Genomic DNA, 19,410 nt, shown 5'->3' on the forward strand with positions numbered 1-19,410 from the left:
ATGCCTAGAGAACTTTCTTAACCACGCTTGACTTGAGCATCATTGGACCAAAGCCATCGACTTTCGCATCGATGTCGTGGCCATCAGCACCTTTCACGAGGCGAATGTTGCGAACCTTAGTGCCAACTTTGATTGCCGACGATGCGCCCTTAACCTTGAGGTCCTTGGCGATGGTAACAGTGTCTCCATCAGACAAAATATTGCCGACAGAATCTTTCACAACGCGTGCTGTTTCAGGTGAATCGGAATCGCTATCATCGGCAGCAACCCACTCATGAGCGCATTCTGGACAGACCAAAAGGGCACCCATCTCATAGGTGTACTCGCATGCGCACTGGGGGCATGGAGGCAATTGATCAGCCATTAGACGTGAACTACTGCCTGGCCAACAATTACGTTTTCACCGTTGAAAGTCATAGCGGGCGAGCCGTGAAGTTTGTAGCCGTTTTCTAGGTGCAAGCTAACTTTCGAACAAAACTCTGAGTTATCAATTCCGGTAAGCATTTTGTAAGGCTTGGTGAAATCTGGGGTTGCTGGGGCTTCAGCGTTTGCCGAGGGCAAAGCGCAACTCTCCCACTCTTGTGAGTCATTTTGTTCAGTCATGCTTCAAGTTTGCCACAGTGGATAAAGAAAAACCCCGACCAGTTGAAGGCTGGGGTTGATCAGTAAACGCTAATTAGCCCATGTGGAAATACGGAACGATTAGGTAAATTCCGTAGAGCACTGATGCTGCACAAATGGTGAACATCACGTATGCGCCAATTCGGAACAACACCTCGCGTGGATTGGTCGAATCGCGCACCTCGAGCGATGGGCTCTTTTCAGTGGTTTCTAGAATGTGGCGAGCGTTGGTCAACCAACGCATGCCCAACGAAAATGCTGCGGTGATAAAAACGCTGGCACCGATGGCTACTCCAGCCACTAGCAATAGGGAATCCCACTTAATCATTATTTGCCACCCTTTGCATTTGCTGCTGCCTTTTTAGCTGCTGCTGCGGCTTTTGCCGCTGCCTTACGAACCTCACGCGGTGAGGCAATTACCTCAGATGCGCCTTCAACTTCACTCAAAACATTGGTGTGAGTGATTCGGTTGCGACGTGAAATCTGGAAAATTGCGATTGAACCGGCAACCACCAAAACGGTGTCAGCCAAAAGACCAACCGGGCCAGACAGCACTAGAAGTGCAGAAAGAGCACCGACACCACCTGCAGCAGGAAGCGTTAGCAACCAACCGGTCACAATGTGACCAGCCTTGGTCCAACGGATCTGACCACCTTTGCGACCAAGGCCAGCACCCATCACACCACCAGAAGCCACCTGAGTGGTTGAAAGCGCAAAACCGAGGTTGCTTGAAGCCAAAATTGTGGCTGCGGTTGAAACCTCTGATGCCAGACCCTGTGCCGGCTTGATCTCTGAAAGACCGGTGCCCATGGTCTTGATGATTCGCCATCCACCAGCGTAGGTGCCTGCTGCAATGGCAACGGCAGCACCGATGATTACCCACCACTCAACGTGGTCACCGGTGGACTGTAGGCCAGCGGCCACTAGAACCAAAGTGATGACACCCATGGTCTTCTGTGCATCGTTGGTTCCGTGCGACAGTGCAACAAGTGATGAAGTGAAAACCTGACCAACCTTGAAGTTGGTACGACCGGTTCCAATGCCTGTGGCCTTGCGGGCCTCTTGTGAACGAGCGGTTAGGAAGTAAGCCACGCGGGTAGCCAAGAAAGCTGCCAAACCGGCAATCACCGGAGCGAATAGCGATGGCAAGACCAGCTTTTCGAGCACAGCTGGGTAGTTGACAGCAGCAAAACCGCCGTAAACCAAAGCCGCACCGATGAGGCCGCCGAAGAGAGCGTGTGATGAAGATGAAGGAAGACCTAGCAACCAAGTGGTTAGGTTCCAAAGAATGGCGCCGGTCAGACCAGCAAAAACCATTTCAGGGCCGATGTTTACGCCCTCGCTGATCAACGAAACCGAAATTGCCTTGGCAACAGCGGTTGACAGGAACGCACCGGCAAAGTTCATCAGCGCTGCGATTAGAACGGCAGTGCGAGGCTTAAGTGCACCAGTCGCAATAGCGGTGGCACTCGAGTTTGCGGTGTCGTGAAAACCGTTGGTGAAGTCAAAGAAAAGCGCAAGGCCAACAACGAGCCCCACTACGAGTATTGGATCCACGGGATACTTTCTACTTAGTGACCGGGAGATTGACGCTTAGCAAACGGAAGCCAAACATCCTGTTTACTTTAGAAACTAAAGGTTAACGCAAGGTGAACAACGGCTACCTACTGAATACTGTAATACCCCAGCTGGCACCCCAGATTTGACCGGGTTGCAGCCAAATCAGATCTTGCCCGGTATTGAAAGAATTTGCCGCCGACGTCTGCGGTTCAATGGCAACGGCCTTGATCAAACTGTGGGCTGCCGGGTAGTTATCTGGGCTAAAAATGCAGGTGTGCTTCAGCTCATTGGATTGCCATAGGTCAACCACCGTGCCGTCGGGGGCTTCAAGGTAGGTGTGCGCCTTGCCACCCTTATCAATTACCAAATCAGTGAATGAGTTATCTAAGTGGGCCTGACTCAAGAGTCGGCCAGAAGTTAGGTCAAACTCGGTGCCTGCGGTGGCAACTGTATGCACCGGCAGCATGCGTTCATCGGTGAGCACCACCGATACGGCTGTTGAGGTCAACACCAATTCAGCGGTATCAAATGGGCTAATTTGCAGGTACGGGTGGCTACCGATAGCAAATGGCGCCTCTGATGCTGACTGGTTTAGAGCCTCAAATTCAACGGCCATGCCGTCATCGGTGAGCGCGTAGGTAACCCGGATTTCTAGCTCGAAGGGGTAACCAGAAACGGCAGGTAGCTTAGCCTGCAGAACAATCGCGTCCTCAGTCCTCCGCAGAACTTCGTACTCGTGATCCAAGAGCAGTCCGTGATTGGACAATCGATTAATAGGGTCTGTGATGGGCAGCTGCTGCGGTCCAGCGCTCGACATCCAACGCGCCTCATCCAGGCGATTGACCCACGGGGCCATAACAACTCCCTCGAGGAAAGCTGTGCGGGAGCGATTTGGGCCTGGAACCAAGAACTCACGGCCGTCGATTTGAAGTGAAACCAATGCCGCTGCGACACTCGAAATAACGGCAGAGAGTTCTCCGTTAGGGCTGGTTTTTTTGAGGCTAAACTGTACCCCAGAGGCAGATGGCATGCCTCTAGCCTAGCGAGCAAGCTGGGTCAATCTGCAGATAAAACTTTAGGCAAAGGGCGCATGACCAGCTCAAGAAAGCTTTCAACCAAACTGGCTGACGGCCGTGACCTTTTTTACTTCGATGATGCCGACTCCACGCTGCCTGCTGATCGCAGTCCAGACTCTCGTGAACTCGGCGAGCGCCCAGCGGTTGCCCAGATGCGACTGGATTCGCTAACCGGCGAATGGATCTCAGTTGCCGCTGCAAGACACAACCGAGCATTCTTGCCACCGGCTAACCAGTGCCCACTGTGCCCAACTACCGAGAGCAATAAATCAGAACTGCCAGACAACTTTGATGTTGCGGTTTTTGAAAACAAGAGCCCTTCATTTGGTCCTTCACTACTTGAGGTTGACGAACCAAACTATTCAGTCATCGAAAACCTCGAACTTGGCAGCACCCGCGATTCAATTGGCCGCTGTGAAGTTGTAGTTTTCAGCCCGGAGCACCTTGGTTCACTTGGCCAGATGCCAGTTTCTAGAGTGCGGACCGTTATTGATGCCTGGACCGATCGCACCGCCGAACTCAAAGCCCTACCGGGTGTTCGTCAGGTGTTCCCGTTCGAAAACCGCGGCCAAGAAATCGGTGTGACGCTTCACCACCCACACGGGCAGATTTACTCTTACCCATACGTGACACCGCGCACGCGCAAAGTTCTTGACTCAATCAAGGCCTACGGGCCAGATCTGTTTGCCGACACCCTGGCGTTTGAACAGAAGAGTGACCGAGTGGTGATTGCAGGATCACACTTCACCGCCTACGTACCTTTTGCAGCACGCTGGCCGATTGAGATTCACCTGCTACCTCACCGCCATGTGAACGACTTCACCGGCTTGACCGATGAAGAACGCGACGAACTAGCTGTCATTTATTCACGTTTGCTTCGAGCCCTCGACCGCATCTATGACACTCCAACTCCATACATTGCGGCTTGGCACCAGGCTCCGTCTGTTCCTGGCGGAGAAAACGTCAGACTGCAGCTTCAAATCACCTCTCCTCGCCGTGCAGAAGACAAGCTCAAGTACTTGGCCGGCTCTGAGAGCGCGATGGGCGCATTTATTGCGGACTTCCCGCCAGAAGTATCAGCCGAGCTAATTAGGGGCGCACTCAAGTGACCAACGAACTTGTTTCAAAAACATCGATGGGCTTTGCCGAGCTTTTTGGCTACCAGCCGACTGGCGTTTGGTCAGCACCCGGGCGAGTAAACCTAATCGGTGAGCACACTGATTACAACGAGGGTTTTGTCTTTCCGTTTGCCATCAACCGCCGCACATTTGCGGCAATTGCTCTGCGTGATGACAACCTAGTGCGCGTCTCCTCCAGCTTTTCACCGGTGATTCATGAAACCGATGTAACCAATATCACTAAAACCGATGACAACGATTGGGCCGCCTACCCATTCGGTGTGGCCTGGTCAATCCAGCAGTTGTCGAAGGTAACTGCCACGGGTTTTGATTGCTACATCGAGTCTGATGTTCCAGTTGGTGCCGGCCTGTCTTCATCAGCTGCGATTGAATGCGCTGTTTCTTCGGCACTCAATGACCTATGGAATGCCGGTTTGGACCGCCGGGCCTTGGCTCGGGCCGGACAGATGGGCGAGAACGAAATTGTTGGCGCACCTACCGGAATCATGGACCAGTCAGCTTCACTTCTCGGTGAAACCGACCACGGCGTATTTTTGGACTGCCGCAGCCTAGAGGCAAAGCCGATTGCACTTGGATTTGCTGAAGCCGGACTTGAACTTCTGATTATCGACACAAAGGTCGCTCACCGCTTGGTCGATGGCGGGTACGCGGCTCGTCGCGCAGCCTGCGAGGCTGGAGCTGCGGTCATGGGTGTAACAAGCCTGCGTGAACTTAGCGCCGATGACCTGAGCAAGGCCAAAGAACTTCTCGACGACGTCACTTTTCGCCGAGTTCGCCACGTAGTGACCGAGAACCAGCGTGTTCTAGACACCATCGACACTCTTGCAAACCAGGGCCCTCGTGCTATTGGTGAGCTTATGCATGCTTCGCACGTCTCACTGCGTGACGACTTTGAAGTCTCGGTCGATGAACTAGACACCGCAGTTGAGACAGCTATGCGCCACGGCGCCATCGGTGCACGAATGACCGGCGGCGGCTTTGGCGGTGCTGCAATTGCGCTAACCCCGGTAGAGCTAATTAGCGAGGTCACCCTTTCGGTCATGGCCGAGTTTGAAGCTTTGGGTTATGCCAAGCCAGACATTTTTGCCGTATCACCGGCACCAGGAGCCATTCGCGAAATTTAGAGGAATGGATCCGGAGTCATAACGTACTTGGTCTCTAGGTACTCTTGGATTCCCTCGACGCCACCCTCGCGGCCGGTACCTGACTCTTTTACGCCACCGAATGGTGCTGCTGCGTTAGAGACCAAACCGGTGTTGAGACCAGTCATTCCGGTGTCAAGCGACTCAACCAAACGCAAGCCGCGCTTTAGGTCCTGCGTAAAGGCGTAGCTGATCAAACCGTATTCGGTGTCATTGGCCAGCGCTACTGCCTCGTCTTCAGTTTTGAAGCGCACGATTGGTGCCACTGGGCCAAAGATTTCTTCTTTCAAAATCGTCGAGCCAGGCTGAACGTTATCGAGAACGGTAGGCGTAAAGAAATATCCGTCACCGGCAACTGACTGACCACCGGTAATCACCTGGCCACCCTCACGAACAGTGGCCTCAACAAGGCGCTCCATGTTTGCCCGCGCACGCTGATCAATGACCGGTCCACAGGTGGTGTCAGCATCGATACCGCGGCCAAGCTGAAGTTGACCCATACGAGCGGCGAACCGGTGAGCAAATTCCTCAGCAACTGATTCGTGAACAATAAACCGGTTGGCTGCGGTGCAGGCTTGGCCGATATTGCGCATTTTGGCCAACATCGCGCCGTTGACCGCAGCATCCAGATCAGCGTCGGCAAAGACCAGAAACGGTGCGTTGCCGCCAAGCTCCATTGATGTCCGCAGCACCCGCTCGGCAGACTGTTCCAGCAACTTTCGACCCACAGCTGTAGACCCGGTGAAGGTGATTTTCCGTAGTCGGCGGTCCGAAATTATCGGTGCTGAAGTAGCTGCCGAAGTGGAGGTGGTGATTACGTTGATGACGCCGGCTGGCACCCCTGCTTCTTCAAAAGTCTTGACCAAAAGCAGCGTGGTCAGCGGGGTTAGTTCGGCCGGCTTAACAACGATGGTGCAACCGGCGGCCAAGGCCGGACCGATTTTGCGCGTTGCCATTGCCAGCGGAAAGTTCCACGGCGTAATTGCGAAGGCCGGGCCAACCGGTCGCTTAGCCACCAGCATGCGACCGGTTCCTTCAGGAGAAGAGCCGTAGCGCCCAGTAATGCGAACGGCCTCTTCGCTGAACCAGCGCAAAAACTCGTTGCCGTAAGTCACCTCGCCGCGCGCCTCGGCAATTGGCTTTCCCATTTCGAGTGAAATCAGCATGGCAAACTCTTCAGCGCGCTCACGAACCAAATCAAAAGTTCGGCGCAAGATCTCGGCTCGCTCACGTGGCGCTGTCCTGGCCCACTTGGCCTGAGCTGCGTCGGCGGCGGCAAGCGCCGCGAGTCCGTCTTGAGCATTGGCATTGGCTATTTCAAGCAGTACTTTGCCGGTGGCAGGGTCTTCAACTGCGATGGCGTTCTCGCCACGCCCTTCGACCCACTGCCCATCGATGTATAGCCCAGTTGGGACTTTAGCGAGTAGTTCTGCTTCAGATAGCGTCATTGCTTTTCCTTCTTCTTCAACTACTCGTTCGAGAGTTGATCTCCGCATCGATAAAAACCTGTAACTAGGTCGTCAATAGCTTGCTTGGCCTCCGAGGTGACGTTACCCAGGGCATACACCGCGAAGGTCAGGCTGGTGCCATCTTTGGCATCGATAAATCCTGCCAGCGTGTAGCCGCGCTTAATCCATCCGGTTTTGGCATGAACCTTGCCGATGGCATCAGAGTTTTCGCCCTTGAAGCGGCTCGCGAGTGATCCCGATTCTCCGGACACCGGTAGCGACTGATTGATTAGCGAGAAAACACCCTCGCCCTTTTGGACAAAGAGCATTAGATCAGCGATGTACTTTGGTGAAACAGAGTTCAAGTCGCTAAGACCGGATCCGTCTCTAAAAGTCATGCTCGTGGCATCAAGTTCGGTGCCCGCGAGGGCTTTTTTAAAGGCGGTGTTAATTGACGAGAATGAGCCGTCAAAACCTAGGTCCAGAGACACCAGGCGAGCCAGCGCTTCAGCCTGGGTATTGTCCGAAACCTGCAGCATGTGGGTAATCCACTTACTTATTGGCTGCGATGAAACCTTGGCAATTTGAGTGGCACCGGCGGTCATCGCGCCTTCAACAACAGTGGCGCCAGTTGCCGCGCTGCCTAGTGCTTGCTTGAAGTACTTGCCGGCATTAGCAACCGGCTTGGCGCTGCGCCAAGAAGTTTCGGCTGCCGGATTGGAGCGGTCACCGTCTACCTGTAACGCGGTTACCTCAGACATGTAGCCCTCAGTTTGTTCGCTGCGCTCCCAGCTGGAATCCCACTTGGGACCAGTGAAAAGGGTGGAGTCAAGGATGATTTTGGTGATTGGCACTCCGGCCATTTTTTGCTTCACGGCTACAGCGAGTGTCGAAAGCTTTGGTGCATCTCGATAAACAGACTGCGAGCCAGCTGCCGTGCGGGACAAAGTCACGTCACCGCCACCCACCAAAATAATGGTGCCAGGGTCGCTGGCATCTTGATAAACCCGGGTTTCAACGCGATAGTTTGGCCCAAGGGTCAACAGCGCTGCAGCGGCGGTTACGGTTTTCATCACCGAGGCTGTTGCCGCCGGAGTATCTCCGTTGCGGTCAAAAAGAACTTCTTTGGTTTCGGCATTCAAAACTGTTGCCGAGAGCGTTGCTAGCCGAGGATCGGTTGCCAACTCAGCTACTGAACAGGCACGAACATCACTTGGCGACGGGCTAGGGCTTGCTGAAGCAGAGGATGAAACTGTTGGAGTGCTGCTTGCGGTTGGTTGGGCACCGAACCCAGTAAAGGTAAAGCCGCCGATGATTATTGCCAAAACACCAACTCCGGCGCCAGCACCGATCAGAGCCTGCTTTAGATAAGGGAAGCCGCCCTTTGAATCTGCCAATTATTCTCCAAAAAATCGTTCTGTACACTTCTAGTATGAACCGTCTTTTGAAGTTTATTGCCGCGCTTGCCCTAACAGTCGTGACCATTTTTGGCACTCAATTGGTGGCAAATGCACACACCGATGAACTGGTCACCTATCCTGAGGCGGACTCAATTGTCGACGGCGGGTACATCCCGATTGAAATGACCTTTGCAGAGCCGCTCATGATCATGGAAGACGGCTCTGGGCATGAGATTGCAGTTACCGACCCAAACGGTGATGTCGTAAAGCTGCAGTGTGCAATTCGCACCGGCGTTGACTCTATGACCACCACCATTGCCAGCAACGTGGAAGGCCAGCACACCGTGGCCTGGCGCTCAGTATCAGAGGACGGCCACCCGGTTTCTGGCAGCTTTGCTTTTCAAGTGCGTGCGGTGCCAGATTTTGAGGTGCCAGCAAACACCAATCTGATGTGCCCGGAGGGTGAGCCGACTGATGTGGATGACCCATCGGTTATCAGCCAAGCGGATGACGCTGAAGTAGACGGCCTAGCTGGATTCCTAACCGTATTGGCGATTGCCCTACCACTGGTGGCCATCCTGGGCATCATCGTGGTTTTGATTCGCCGAAAGAAGGCCTAGGCCGCTATTCAGTTAGGTTTGCACCGCAGGTGTAAAACCTGGTTGCCAACGTATCAATGGCTCCGCGAGTGGCTCCGTTGACGTACTTGCCATCAGCGGTTCTAGCAAAAATTGAGTAGGCCAATCGCGAACCATCGGCCGCATCAATCACACCAGCCAGGCTGTAAAGCCCCGGGATAAATCCGGTTTTACCCTTGACGGCACCGCGCGCAGAGATGTTTTTACCGGTAAACCGATAGGCCAATCCGCCCTTGACTCCAGCTACCGGCAAGTAGCTTTCCAGTGGTGCAAGAGTTGGATGCCCGTTGGCAACGCTAACCATCAACTCAGTGATGAGCTTGGGCGTAACTCGGTTTGCCTGCGCCAAGCCCGAGCCATCTTTCATGATCAACTTCGATGAATCGATACCGAGGTCGGTGAGCATCTCTTTTACCATCGGTTCGATCGAGGAAAAGGCAGCCGGCAGCCCAGTGGCTTTTGCCGCGTGACGCGCGATGAATTCCGTTTCGGTGTTGTCTGAAACCACGGTTGCGTGATCCATCCAGGTGGTAATTGGTTGGCTCTCAATGGAAGTCAGCAGTACAGCGCCGGCAGGAGTCTTGCCCTCGACTATTTTGGCCTTTTTGGCCAGACCGCCAAGTGCGGTTTTGAACAGGTTGCCGGTTCGGCCAATCGGGTCGTTGCTTCGATAACCGCTGTAATCGGTTTTCGAAAGATCAGGACTAGCGCGGTCGGCATCGGTCTGAAGAGCAGTAATTTTTGAAATGTATCCGTTGGTGCGGTCCGAGGCCTTCCATGCTGGGTTGTAGCTTGGCCCCGAGAAGAAACTGCTGTCCAAAATTATCTTGCTGATCGGAACCTCGGCTGTCCAATTGCTATAGACCTTATTGGCCAGCGTGAACATTCGGGTGGCCCGTTCGTAGGTCGTAAACCCATCTTTGGTAACCTGACTCAACGTGTGGTCTCCCCCACCCTTGAGCACAATTGTGCCGGGCTCGCCGGGCACGGTAAACACTTTGGTGGTGGCCTTATAGTCCACCGGCAAATAGGTCAGTGCGGCCGAAACACTCAAAACCTTTAACACCGATGCCGACGGCGTTTGATAGGTTCCCCGCTCGTTGATCAAGACCTCGCCGGTTTCAACGTTCACAACGTATGCGTACAGCTTTGCTAGATCTGGGTTAGCCATCGCGGTATTTGCCGAACAGGGCTGAGAAGTTGCCGAAGCCGAAGGCGTTGGCGTTGCGGTGGGCGATGCACTAGGGCTTGGCGATGCCTCATCAACGGCCACCGCCGGCCCCGCCACGGCAGCCACAACTAGGGCCGCTGAGACAGCGACCCCTGCTATTGCTCTGCTGAACTTAACCATTTGATTCCAGTTTGCCCAACCACAAGCCTAAAGTTCGACTGCCTCGCCGTCCTCAGGCGCATGGCTCTTCCAGCCGAGTTGCGACCGAATTCGGTTGCTAAACACGTCAGCCGCGCCGGCCTCACCGTGGACCACCAGTACCTGACCAGGCTCCTCCGAGATTGTCTTGAGCCAATCGACCAATTCGTCTGCATCGGCGTGCACTGAGAACGAGCCCATCTGTTCGATCTGAGCTTTGACTGGAACAAAGACGCCGTGCATTTTGACCTCTTGCTCGCCATCTGCCAATCGACGGCCTCGAGTACCCATGGCCTGAAAACCAACCAGAATCACCGTGTGGAGCTGATTTGGAAGCATGTCTCTGAGGTGATGCACAACGCGCCCGCCGGTAGCCATGCCCGATGCAGAGATGATGATGCAAGGCGACTTTGGGTTGTTGATGGTCTTGGATTGCTCAACCGTTTCCAACTCGACAAGGGTGCCCGGATTGAACGGATCTTTACCTCGCCACTCGGCAACAATCTCAGGGCGAATCTCGGCAGAGCCCTCATCAATGGCCTCGCGGTAAAACCGGAGTGCCTTGAGGGCCATCGGTGAATCGGCATAAACCGGAACCCTAGGTATACGCCCGGCTTCCATCAGTTCGCGAATTTCCACCAAGATTACCTCGGTGCGGTCCACCGCAAATGCAGGAATTAAGACCGAGCCCCCGCGCTGGATGGTCTGAGAGATTGCCTGCTCAAAGTTTGTGCTTGGCTGCACGTGCTCACGGTCACCGTAGGTTGACTCGGTGATTACCGCGTCGTATCGCTGCTGGGGAATGTCTTCAGGTGGCGCAAGCAGCGGGTGGTGTTCGCGCCCCATGTCGCCGGTGAACAGCAACTTTTTACCAAAGAACTCAACCACCACAAATGCTGCGCCAAGGATGTGGCCGGCAGGGTAAAAAGTCACGTAGGTTTCTTCGGCTACCTTGACGCGTTCGCGAAACGGGTGAACAGCAAACTGCTCAACAGCCTGTGCAGCGTCTTTCTCTTCGTAGAGCGCCTGCGGTGGGTTGTGCTTTGAGAATCCTTTTTTAGCCGCGTACTTGGCGTCCTCCGTTTGAATGCGCGCAGAGTCTCGCAGAACCACCTCAGCCAATTTTCCGGTGTACTTCGATAGGTGAATCTTTCCGCGGAAACCATCCTTGACCAGCTTTGGAATGTAGCCACAGTGATCCAAGTGCGCATGAGTCAAAATTACGGCGCTCAGTTCAGCCGGGTCAATTGGCAGCGGGCTCCAGTTTTTTAGCCGCAGCTCTTTTAGGCCCTGAAATAATCCGGCGTCAACCATTACTTTGGTCTGCCCGCAAGAAAGTAAGAATCGGCTACCGGTTACTGTTCCGGCCGCCCCCAAAAATCGAATCGAAACTTTGCTCATAGCCTGAGTCTAAGTCTGACCACCCTTAAGTGGCACACTTGAATTATGAGCAAGGTTTTTAGGAACAACTATTTCTTGGTGGGTGCGACCCTGCTCAGCCTTGCCATCGGACTGACCCTCCAATATTTAGGCAGCGAATTCTCAGGACTAGTTGCATTTGGTGTAGGCGCTTCAATTGGTCTTTACCTGTCGTCATGGCTGCTGGTTAGAGCCATCAAAAATCGCGAGATGGGCAGCGATGTACTGGCATTGATTTCGATCCTGGCCACAATGCTCACCGGCGAATGGCTGGCGGCAAGTGTGGTTTCGGTGATGCTGGCCTCGGGGCGGGCCCTAGAGACCTGGGCTGAGGGCCGGGCACAAAACCAACTCAAGGCGCTACTTGATCGAGCACCACGGGTAGCCCACGTAATTCGTGCAGATTCAGAAATTATTGACATCGGCATCAACGAAGTCAAAGTCGGAGACCGCCTTTTGGTTCGCTCGGGAGAAGTTGTTCCGATTGACGGCACGCTCGTCAATGCAGGCACATTCGATGAGTCAGCGCTGACCGGTGAACCCCTGCCGGTTTACCGGGCCGCTCAAGAAGCAGTTCAATCGGGAGTTTTAAACTCGGATGGCCAAGTCGAATTAATCACTACGGCCACCTCTGCTAATTCAACATATTCGAACCTGATTCGTCTGGTTCAACAGGCTCAGGCAAACACCGCCAACGGCGTCCGCGTGGCAAATCGCTGGGCGGTGGCCTTTGTTCCGTTTGCAATAGGCCTTGCCCTCTTGACCTGGATCATTACCGGAGAACTCGCTACGGCCGTTGCTGTAATTGTTGCGGCAACCCCGTGCCCGCTCATCTTGGCTGTGCCGGTTGCTGTTATTTCTGGCATGTCACGCGCAGCCAGCCTGGGCGCAATTATCAAGGGCGGTGCAGCGCTTGAGCAGTTGGCCCGAGCTAAAACCGTGTTGCTCGATAAAACTGGAACCCTGACCCAGGGCGGCCCTGAAATCAGCACAATTCGATTTGCCGAAGGCGCAGACGTTGATTTGGTTCTGAATCTGGCAGCCTCTCTCGACCAGAGCAGCCCTCACGTTGTGGCACGCGCTTTGGTCACCGAGGCCAAGCGCCGCGGCCTCAGCCTGAGCCATGCCACCGAGGTCAGCGAGGTGCACGGGCACGGCCTCAGCGGAACCGTGAACGGACACCACGTCACGGTTGGTCAGCCGAGTGGTGCACTGCCTGAATGGGCAAACATCGATAACGCCCTTTTGGTGGCAGTGACCGTAGACGGCAAACTATCGGCCATCATCGGCCTCGATGACCCGCTCAGAGATGAATCAAAAACCACGGTTCAAAACCTTCGCAAACTTGGTGTTGACCGCGTTATTTTGGTTTCGGGCGACCGCCAGACAACAGCGACCGATGTCGGCCAGGCGGTTGGAGCAGACGAGGCCTACGGAGCTTGCAGCCCAGAGCAAAAACTTGTAATTCTGCGGAGCGAAATGTCCAACTCCAAAGGCGCCGTTATTGCTGTCGGTGACGGGATAAATGATGCTCCGGCACTTGCCGCTGCACACGTTGGTGTGGCGATGGGCGCTCGCGGAGCCACTGCAGCCAGTGAGGCAGCCGATGTCGTGATTGTTGAGGATTCGATCAGGCACCTGGCACTAGCGATTGATGCGGCCCAAGGAGCCAGAAAACGCGCGCTTCAGGCGGCTGGTGTTGGAATGGGCCTAGCCGTGGTGGCTATGTTTGCTGCGGCCTTTGGGCTAATCAATGCAACCGGCAGCGCAGTGAGCCAAGAAGCTATTGACGTTGCCGCAATTATGTGGGCCCTAGTGCCACCCAAAAAGCGCGTTTAGTCCAGCTGGACGAACTCGTCTAGCGGGGCCTTGCGCCCGGCCACAACCAAGAAGTCACCGGTGTTCAAAACGGTGTCTGGGAAAGCCGGAGAGTACTCACTGTCACCGTGGCTGGTGGCCACAACGGTCACACCGTAGGTGCTGCGAATCTTTAGGTCGGCAAGGGTCTGACCGCTGAATGACTCAGGGCAAACCGCCTTGACCATCACAAAATCTTCATCGATGTGCACGTAGTCAAGAGATTCACCCGAGACCATGTGGGCCACGCGGCGACCCATCTCATACTCTGGGAAGATCACGTGATGCGCACCAAGCTGCTGCAGAATCTTGCCGTGAGACTTTGAGTTTGCCTTGGCCCAAACCTGCTTGATGCCCAGCTGCAGCAAAAGCGATGTGGTCAAAATGCTTGATTCAAGATCAGCACCGATGGCCACCACCGCTGAATCAACATCGGCTAAACCGAGCTCTCTAAGTGTTTCTTCGTCAGTGGTGTCTGCCGTAACCACGTGGGTCAGCTCGCCAGCTAGCGACTGCACAAGACGCTCATCCGTGTCGATGCCCAGCACCTGGTGACCGCTGGCGACCAGCTCAAGCGCCAGTGCCGAACCGAATCGGCCGAGGCCGATTACGGCAACGTTCGCCGCGTGAAAGCCGCGCTTGCGAGTTGGTTTGTTTGACTTAGGCATGAGGCCACCTTCTTTTCAATGATTACTGTAACTGCGCTAGCCAATTAGTGGCCTCTCGCGCGGATATTCAAAGTGTCGTTTTGTCCTGCGAAGTGCAAGTGAGGTAGCCACGACGATTGGACCGAGGCGACCAAACAACATCAAAAGAGTCACTAGGAACTTATCTGCTTCGGGCAAATTTGGGGTCACTCCAGCGGTCAGACCCACAGTTCCGACGGCAGAAAATACCTCAAGCAGGATTTGGTCGAGTGTGAAGTTGGTGGTCAGGCGCATCAGGATTGTTGCTCCAACAATCACAAATGCAGTAATACCCACAATGGTCAAAGCTTGGCGCTGCATCGAACGTGGAAGCCTGCGGTTTCCGATGTTGACCGCAGCCTCACCACGAATCTCGGTATAGATAATGAAGAACAAAACCACCGCAGTGCCAATTTTGATACCGCCCGAGGTAGACACGCTGGCACCACCGATAAACATCAGGATGTCAGTCACCAACAGAGTGCTCGGGGTCATGTTCAGGTAGTCCACCGAATTAAAGCCAGCCGTGCGAGGCATTACTGAAGCAAAGATACTGTCGAGAACTTTGTCCAAAGGAGTTAGCGGCCCAAAGGTTTTGGGGTTATTCCATTCCAAGAATCCGACCGCAATGGTGCCAACAATTAGCAGCACGAAACTGCCCCACAAAACGATTCTGCTATTGAGAGACCACTGGGCAGGCATGGTGTAGTTCAATTCGCGATTGAATTTCTCGGCAAGCCATAGTTTGGAGCGGTCGCGAATCTCAACGATTGTAGGGAAACCGACACTGGCCAAGAACACTGTGACAAATATCGGAACCAGGATCCAACCATCTCGCGCAAACTGAATCATGCTGTCTGAGTAGAGAGCGAAACCCGCGTTGTTGAAAGCCGACAGGGCGTGAAAGGCGCCGTGCCCTAGGGCTTTGGCTAGGTCGTAGTCATAGTGGGTCAAAAACCGAACGGTCAGGAACACAAAGAGCAGTCCCTGGAAAAAAAGCATGATCTTTAGAACGTTTCGCAACATGGCTTTAACGTCAGCGCCAGCAGTGCCGACTTCTGAGCTGGTGGACATTCTATTTTTGAGTGACACTCGGCCGTCTAGGAGCAACGCAACTAAGGTGGCAAAACTGACGATTCCGAAGCCTCCCACTTGAATTAGGAGCGCAATCACGACGTGTCCAAAAAGATTCCAATGCGTCTCAACGTCGAGAGTTGAAAGCCCAGTTACCGTGGTCGCTGAGGTCGCTGTGAAAAGCGAATCTAGAAATGGCGTTTGCTCGCCCGAGTTTGTGGCAATTGGCAGGCATAGCAAAAATGTGCCCGCGAGAATGATTGCGGTGAACGCCACAGCCACGAGCTGGCTTGGGTGCAGTCCTTGGCGACTGGACATTCAGATACCTCTTCCGGAGACATCCAAAAGCCTACTCCTTTGGAGCGCCTAAAGAGCCTCAGAGCCACCTTGGGGAATTGAACCCCAGACCTGCTCTTTACGAGGGAGCTGCTCTACCAACTGAGCTAAGGCGGCGTGCTGCTAATAGCAACTGAAAAAGTTTACTGCTGCGGCAGCACTCCGATGCGTTTTAGTCGCGCGATTGCGCCATCTTCGATCGGGCTTTCAGGACCAATTGCAACTCGCATGGCACGCAGCACAAATCGAGTTAGAGGCTGAATAATCCATCGCGGTTTGGCCTTGAGCCCCAGTTCAGATCTAAATTCTGGCCTCATCGACACCACTGCCGCATCGAACAGCAGGTTGTAGATTGGCTTGGCCAGACCGGGTAGGGGCGGATTCTTGATGAATTTCACAACATCGATGGTGTCTTCAGTTGCCGCCAAAATGCCGGCATCTCTGATTTCGTCTATCGCAGCCGTTAGCTCAACCTGGGTCATCGGTGTGGTTTTTAGACCTAGAGGAGCAACTGAAACACTCCACTGCGAGATGTAGTTATCGGCACCCGAAGGTGCCTGACCCTTTGGAATCGGTCGTGAAGCAAACATTTCGTGCGCCACCAGAAATGACTCCATGAACGCAATGTGAACCCACAGCAGCAAGTCTTTATCTGCTGCCCGATAATCGCGCACCTCGCCCGAGCCGGTCTGATAACTTCCGGTCACGGTTTTGTGAAGCCGATTTACGCGCCCGGCTTCATTCATAACCGCAGCCCTTGAGCCAAAGGTGGTAACGGTTAGCCATCGAATGGTTCCGGCCAACCTACCTAGTGGATCCTGTTCGTAACGCGAGTGATCCTTGACTCCGGTGAGGGAGCCAGGGTGTAGCGCCTGCATCAAAAGCGCTCGAATTCCACCGACGAGCGTTCCGAAATCTGCATGGACCACCCAGGGTGCATCAGACGGCACAAAGAATCCGGGTTCGTCACCAGCGGCGATTACCTCAAGCCATGGCGGAACACCATCTGGGTCACCCGAGAGCAGGCGCCGAAACCGTTTGGAAAGGTTTTCTTGTAATGCATTGTTTGACAAGTAGTTGCGCCTAACCTTATTTACGACATCTCGAGAAAGAGCAACCATGAAAGAACTAGATCTAATCCAGCTTTGGGTAAAAGCCCGCAATCACATCATTGTTTCTCAACTTGCGCCAACTGCTCTGCTAATTTTTGCAATTGCAATTTTGCCAAGTATGACCATGGCGTCGCTCACCCACCAGATGGCCTTCATCTTGGTGTTGCTTTCGAGTGGTGTGCTGGGTGCAGCAGCTCAGATTTCTTCGGCCAATGAAGCCACCGCGATTGCCCAAGACCTGCGCAACCTCGATTCAATGTCTGCTGTTTCAGCACGGATTGCCGCGACTGCTCCATGGCTGGTAATCGTCAAGTTTGGTACCCCGGCAATCTTCACCCTCACCTACATCGCAATTTTGATGCAGCTTTTCTTGGGCTACATGCGCTACTAATCAAAACGACAGAAACCCCCGACCTTGGTTCTAAGGAGCACAAGTCGGGGGTTTCTTTTTGTCTTAGTGCTGGACCGCCTTGCCAATTGCGGCGCCGGTCATTGAGCGAACCTCAAGTTCGGCGTACTTAGCGGTGTTGTTCTCGTTAGAGGTAACGGTACCCAACCAGCCCATAAAGAATCCAAATGGGATTGAGACGATACCCGGGTTATTCAATGGAAAGTAGTTGAACTTCACACAGTCAACAGCCTCTGGCAAGCACTTGATAAAGCTGGTCTCGGCACCCGATACGTTGCCTGAGAACACCAACAGCACCAATGCCATGCCAAGGCCGCCGTAGATAGCCCAGACTGCTCCGCGAGTGTTGAAGCGCTTCCAGAACAGCGAGAACAGCACGGCGGGCAGGTTAGCCGATGCTGCGATGGCAAAGGCAATTGCCACAAGGAAGGCAACGTTTAGACCCTGGGCCCCAATAGCCAGCACGATTGAAACCGCACCAATCAAAATGGCAGCAATTCGAGCCACGTTGACCTCTTTTTTAGGGTCAACATTGCCCTTCTTGATCACGTTGGCATAGAAGTCGTGCGCAAACGATGACGAGCTAGCCAGAGTCAAACCTGCAACTACGGCCAGGATGGTCGCAAAGGCAATCGCACCGATAATCGCAAGCATCGTCGCACCGCCGGTTTCGCCGGCAATGTTTGTGCCCAGCTCTTTGGCCAGCAGCGGAGCCGCCAGGTTGCCGCCCTTGTCAGCCTCTTTAATTGCCGTTGACCCCACCAAAGCAGCGGCGCCAAATCCAAGGGCAATAGTCATCAGATAGAACACACCGATGTTTCCGATAGCCCAGTTCACCGAGGTTCGGGCGGCTTTTGCGGTTGGCACTGTGTAGAAGCGGATCAGGATGTGAGGCAGACCCGCGGTTCCGAGAACTAAAGCCAAACCAAGTGAAATTAGGTCCAGCTTGTTCATCAGGGTCTTGAATGGGTCACCCTCAACCTCAACGCCATACTTGTTGCCCGGGTTCAAGAACTCTGGGTTGCCGCTGAGTTTTTGCGCCTGACCAAGCATCGCGCTGATGTCGAACCCAAATCGGGCCAGCACCATGATGGTCAAGACCGTGGCACCAATCATCAGCAAGAAAGCTTTGACAATTTGCACGTACGTGGTGCCCTTCATGCCACCCACAGTTACGTAAACAATCATCAAAATGCCAACCACACCGATAATCAGGTTCTTAGCTGCAGTGTCGGTTGGGTCAATTCCAAGCAGGAGCGCAACGAGGCTTCCGGCACCGACCATTTGGGCCAGTAGGTAGAAGATTGAGACCACAACGGTAGATGCCGATGCTGCTGAGCGGACCGGGCGCTGCTTCATTCGGAACGCAACCACGTCACCCATGGTGAAACGCCCAGAGTTTCTAAGCGGCTCAGCAACGAGTAGCAACGCCACCAGCCAAGCAACCAAGAAGCCGATTGAATACAAGAAACCGTCGTATCCGGCGAGCGCGATCATTCCGGCGATTCCGAGGAATGAGGCTGCCGACATGTAGTCACCGGCGATGGCTAGGCCATTTTGGAAACCTGAGAACGAGGCTCCGCCGTCATAAAAGTCCGAGGAGTTTTTCTTGTTTGACTTACCCGCCCGAATAACCAGGACCAGGGTGAAGAGTACGAAAACAACAAACAGAATGGTGGAGAGAGTTGTCGAGTTCATGCTTTGTGCCCAATCTGCTCGTTGATCTTGTCTCTCAGCGAGTCAGAAGCAGCATCGAGGTGCTTACTGGAATGGCGCTCGTAAAGCCAAGCAATAAAAAAGGTTGATGCAAACTGCAAAACGCCAAGGATGATGGCGATGTTTATGTTGGGTGCCACCTCAGTGCTTACCCAATCACGGGCAAAAGCAGTGAGGAGGATGTAACCGAAATACCAAACCAGGAAAGCTACGGTCACCGGAAACGCGAAGCCGCGGAACCGACGCTTTAGATCCTGGAATTCGGGGCTGGCCTGAGTTTCGGCCCACACCCTTTCATTCTCTGAAGATCCCAATTGAACTCCAATGTCCAAGAAATCACGCTGGGGCATCTTTGCCGAAGCGTAGGGTGCTGGGGCACTCTAGCCTGAGCCTATCCAAAACTGGAAA

19 protein-coding genes and 1 tRNA gene are annotated in these 19,410 nt (G+C 54.0%); 5 read left to right on the forward strand and 15 right to left on the reverse strand.

The window, feature by feature from the left end:
* Positions 1 to 4: 4 nt before the first annotated feature.
* From FFA38_RS05360 to FFA38_RS05380, 5 genes are all read right to left on the reverse strand, one after another.
* Positions 5 to 364 (reverse strand): zinc ribbon domain-containing protein YjdM, encoded by a 360-nt coding sequence (locus tag FFA38_RS05360; protein WP_138315777.1) that lies wholly within the window; start codon positions 362 to 364, stop codon positions 5 to 7.
* Entirely contained in the window at positions 364 to 603 is a 240-nt protein-coding gene (locus FFA38_RS05365) for a DUF1737 domain-containing protein (protein WP_138315778.1), read from the reverse strand. Before FFA38_RS05365 ends, FFA38_RS05360 begins: the two co-directional genes overlap by 1 nt.
* A gap of 73 nt (positions 604 to 676) precedes the next feature.
* Positions 677 to 949, reverse strand: a complete 273-nt coding sequence (locus FFA38_RS05370; protein ID WP_253786142.1) for a hypothetical protein — start codon at positions 947 to 949, stop codon at positions 677 to 679.
* On the reverse strand, positions 949 to 2,178 hold the full coding sequence (locus FFA38_RS05375) for an inorganic phosphate transporter (RefSeq protein WP_138275744.1): 1,230 nt from the start codon (positions 2,176 to 2,178) through the stop codon (positions 949 to 951). The genes FFA38_RS05370 and FFA38_RS05375 overlap by 1 nt, the downstream gene beginning before the upstream one ends.
* A 103-nt stretch (positions 2,179 to 2,281) precedes the next feature.
* A complete protein-coding gene (locus FFA38_RS05380) occupies positions 2,282 to 3,211 on the reverse strand; it encodes an aldose epimerase family protein (RefSeq protein WP_138315779.1) in 930 nt (309 codons plus the stop codon).
* A gap of 60 nt (positions 3,212 to 3,271) precedes the next feature.
* On the opposite strand from FFA38_RS05380, the gene galT reads away from it, so the two are divergent.
* Both galT and galK read left to right on the forward strand, forming a co-directional pair.
* On the forward strand, positions 3,272 to 4,366 hold the full coding sequence (gene galT / locus FFA38_RS05385; protein WP_138315780.1) for a galactose-1-phosphate uridylyltransferase: 1,095 nt from the start codon (positions 3,272 to 3,274) through the stop codon (positions 4,364 to 4,366).
* A gap of 26 nt (positions 4,367 to 4,392) precedes the next feature.
* Positions 4,393 to 5,520, forward strand: coding sequence for a galactokinase (galK, locus tag FFA38_RS05390; protein ID WP_138316023.1), 1,128 nt, complete (start codon positions 4,393 to 4,395; stop codon positions 5,518 to 5,520).
* On the opposite strand, the gene FFA38_RS05395 is transcribed toward galK, so the two are convergent.
* Positions 5,517 to 6,986, reverse strand: coding sequence for an NAD-dependent succinate-semialdehyde dehydrogenase (locus FFA38_RS05395; RefSeq protein ID WP_138315781.1), 1,470 nt, complete (start codon positions 6,984 to 6,986; stop codon positions 5,517 to 5,519). The genes galK and FFA38_RS05395 overlap by 4 nt on opposite strands.
* 20 nt (positions 6,987 to 7,006) lie before the next feature.
* Complete coding sequence (gene dacB / locus FFA38_RS05400; RefSeq protein WP_138315782.1) at positions 7,007 to 8,383, reverse strand: D-alanyl-D-alanine carboxypeptidase/D-alanyl-D-alanine endopeptidase; 1,377 nt, start codon at positions 8,381 to 8,383, stop codon at positions 7,007 to 7,009.
* A gap of 35 nt (positions 8,384 to 8,418) precedes the next feature.
* Here dacB (FFA38_RS05400) and FFA38_RS05405 point away from each other — a divergent pair, with 35 nt between their 5' ends.
* Positions 8,419 to 9,006, forward strand: a complete 588-nt coding sequence (locus FFA38_RS05405; protein ID WP_138315783.1) for a copper resistance CopC family protein — start codon at positions 8,419 to 8,421, stop codon at positions 9,004 to 9,006.
* 4 nt (positions 9,007 to 9,010) lie between these two features.
* On the opposite strand, the gene dacB (FFA38_RS05410) is transcribed toward FFA38_RS05405, so the two are convergent.
* Both dacB (FFA38_RS05410) and FFA38_RS05415 read right to left on the reverse strand, forming a co-directional pair.
* Entirely contained in the window at positions 9,011 to 10,375 is a 1,365-nt protein-coding gene (gene dacB, locus FFA38_RS05410; RefSeq protein ID WP_138315784.1) for a D-alanyl-D-alanine carboxypeptidase/D-alanyl-D-alanine endopeptidase, read from the reverse strand.
* A 27-nt stretch (positions 10,376 to 10,402) separates the two neighbouring features.
* Entirely contained in the window at positions 10,403 to 11,794 is a 1,392-nt protein-coding gene (locus FFA38_RS05415) for an MBL fold metallo-hydrolase RNA specificity domain-containing protein (RefSeq protein ID WP_138315785.1), read from the reverse strand.
* A 45-nt stretch (positions 11,795 to 11,839) separates the two neighbouring features.
* Here FFA38_RS05415 and FFA38_RS05420 point away from each other — a divergent pair, with 45 nt between their 5' ends.
* A complete protein-coding gene (locus tag FFA38_RS05420) occupies positions 11,840 to 13,651 on the forward strand; it encodes a heavy metal translocating P-type ATPase (protein ID WP_138315786.1) in 1,812 nt (603 codons plus the stop codon).
* On the opposite strand, the gene FFA38_RS05425 is transcribed toward FFA38_RS05420, so the two are convergent.
* From FFA38_RS05425 to FFA38_RS05440, 4 genes are all read right to left on the reverse strand, one after another.
* Positions 13,648 to 14,337, reverse strand: a complete 690-nt coding sequence (locus tag FFA38_RS05425; RefSeq protein WP_138315787.1) for a potassium channel family protein — start codon at positions 14,335 to 14,337, stop codon at positions 13,648 to 13,650. The genes FFA38_RS05420 and FFA38_RS05425 overlap by 4 nt on opposite strands.
* Before the next feature lie 36 nt (positions 14,338 to 14,373).
* Positions 14,374 to 15,747 carry a TrkH family potassium uptake protein gene (locus tag FFA38_RS05430; RefSeq protein ID WP_138315788.1) on the reverse strand — a complete coding sequence of 458 codons (1,374 nt, stop codon included), beginning with the start codon at positions 15,745 to 15,747 and terminating at the stop codon, positions 14,374 to 14,376.
* A gap of 62 nt (positions 15,748 to 15,809) precedes the next feature.
* Positions 15,810 to 15,882, reverse strand: a tRNA-Thr gene (locus FFA38_RS05435).
* Between the two features lie 26 nt (positions 15,883 to 15,908).
* Positions 15,909 to 16,838, reverse strand: a complete 930-nt coding sequence (locus tag FFA38_RS05440; RefSeq protein WP_172956016.1) for an oxygenase MpaB family protein — start codon at positions 16,836 to 16,838, stop codon at positions 15,909 to 15,911.
* Between the two features lie 46 nt (positions 16,839 to 16,884).
* Here FFA38_RS05440 and FFA38_RS05445 point away from each other — a divergent pair, with 46 nt between their 5' ends.
* Positions 16,885 to 17,268 carry a hypothetical protein gene (locus FFA38_RS05445; protein ID WP_138275755.1) on the forward strand — a complete coding sequence of 128 codons (384 nt, stop codon included), beginning with the start codon at positions 16,885 to 16,887 and terminating at the stop codon, positions 17,266 to 17,268.
* 63 nt (positions 17,269 to 17,331) lie between these two features.
* On the opposite strand, the gene FFA38_RS05450 is transcribed toward FFA38_RS05445, so the two are convergent.
* A complete protein-coding gene (locus FFA38_RS05450; protein WP_138315789.1) occupies positions 17,332 to 18,984 on the reverse strand; it encodes a solute symporter family protein in 1,653 nt (550 codons plus the stop codon).
* Positions 18,981 to 19,352, reverse strand: coding sequence for a DUF485 domain-containing protein (locus FFA38_RS05455; RefSeq protein ID WP_138275757.1), 372 nt, complete (start codon positions 19,350 to 19,352; stop codon positions 18,981 to 18,983). Before FFA38_RS05455 ends, FFA38_RS05450 begins: the two co-directional genes overlap by 4 nt.
* Positions 19,353 to 19,410: the final 58 nt, after the last annotated feature.

This window comes from Rhodoluna limnophila, from assembly GCF_005845365.1.
Lineage (GTDB): Bacteria > Actinomycetota > Actinomycetes > Actinomycetales > Microbacteriaceae > Rhodoluna > Rhodoluna limnophila.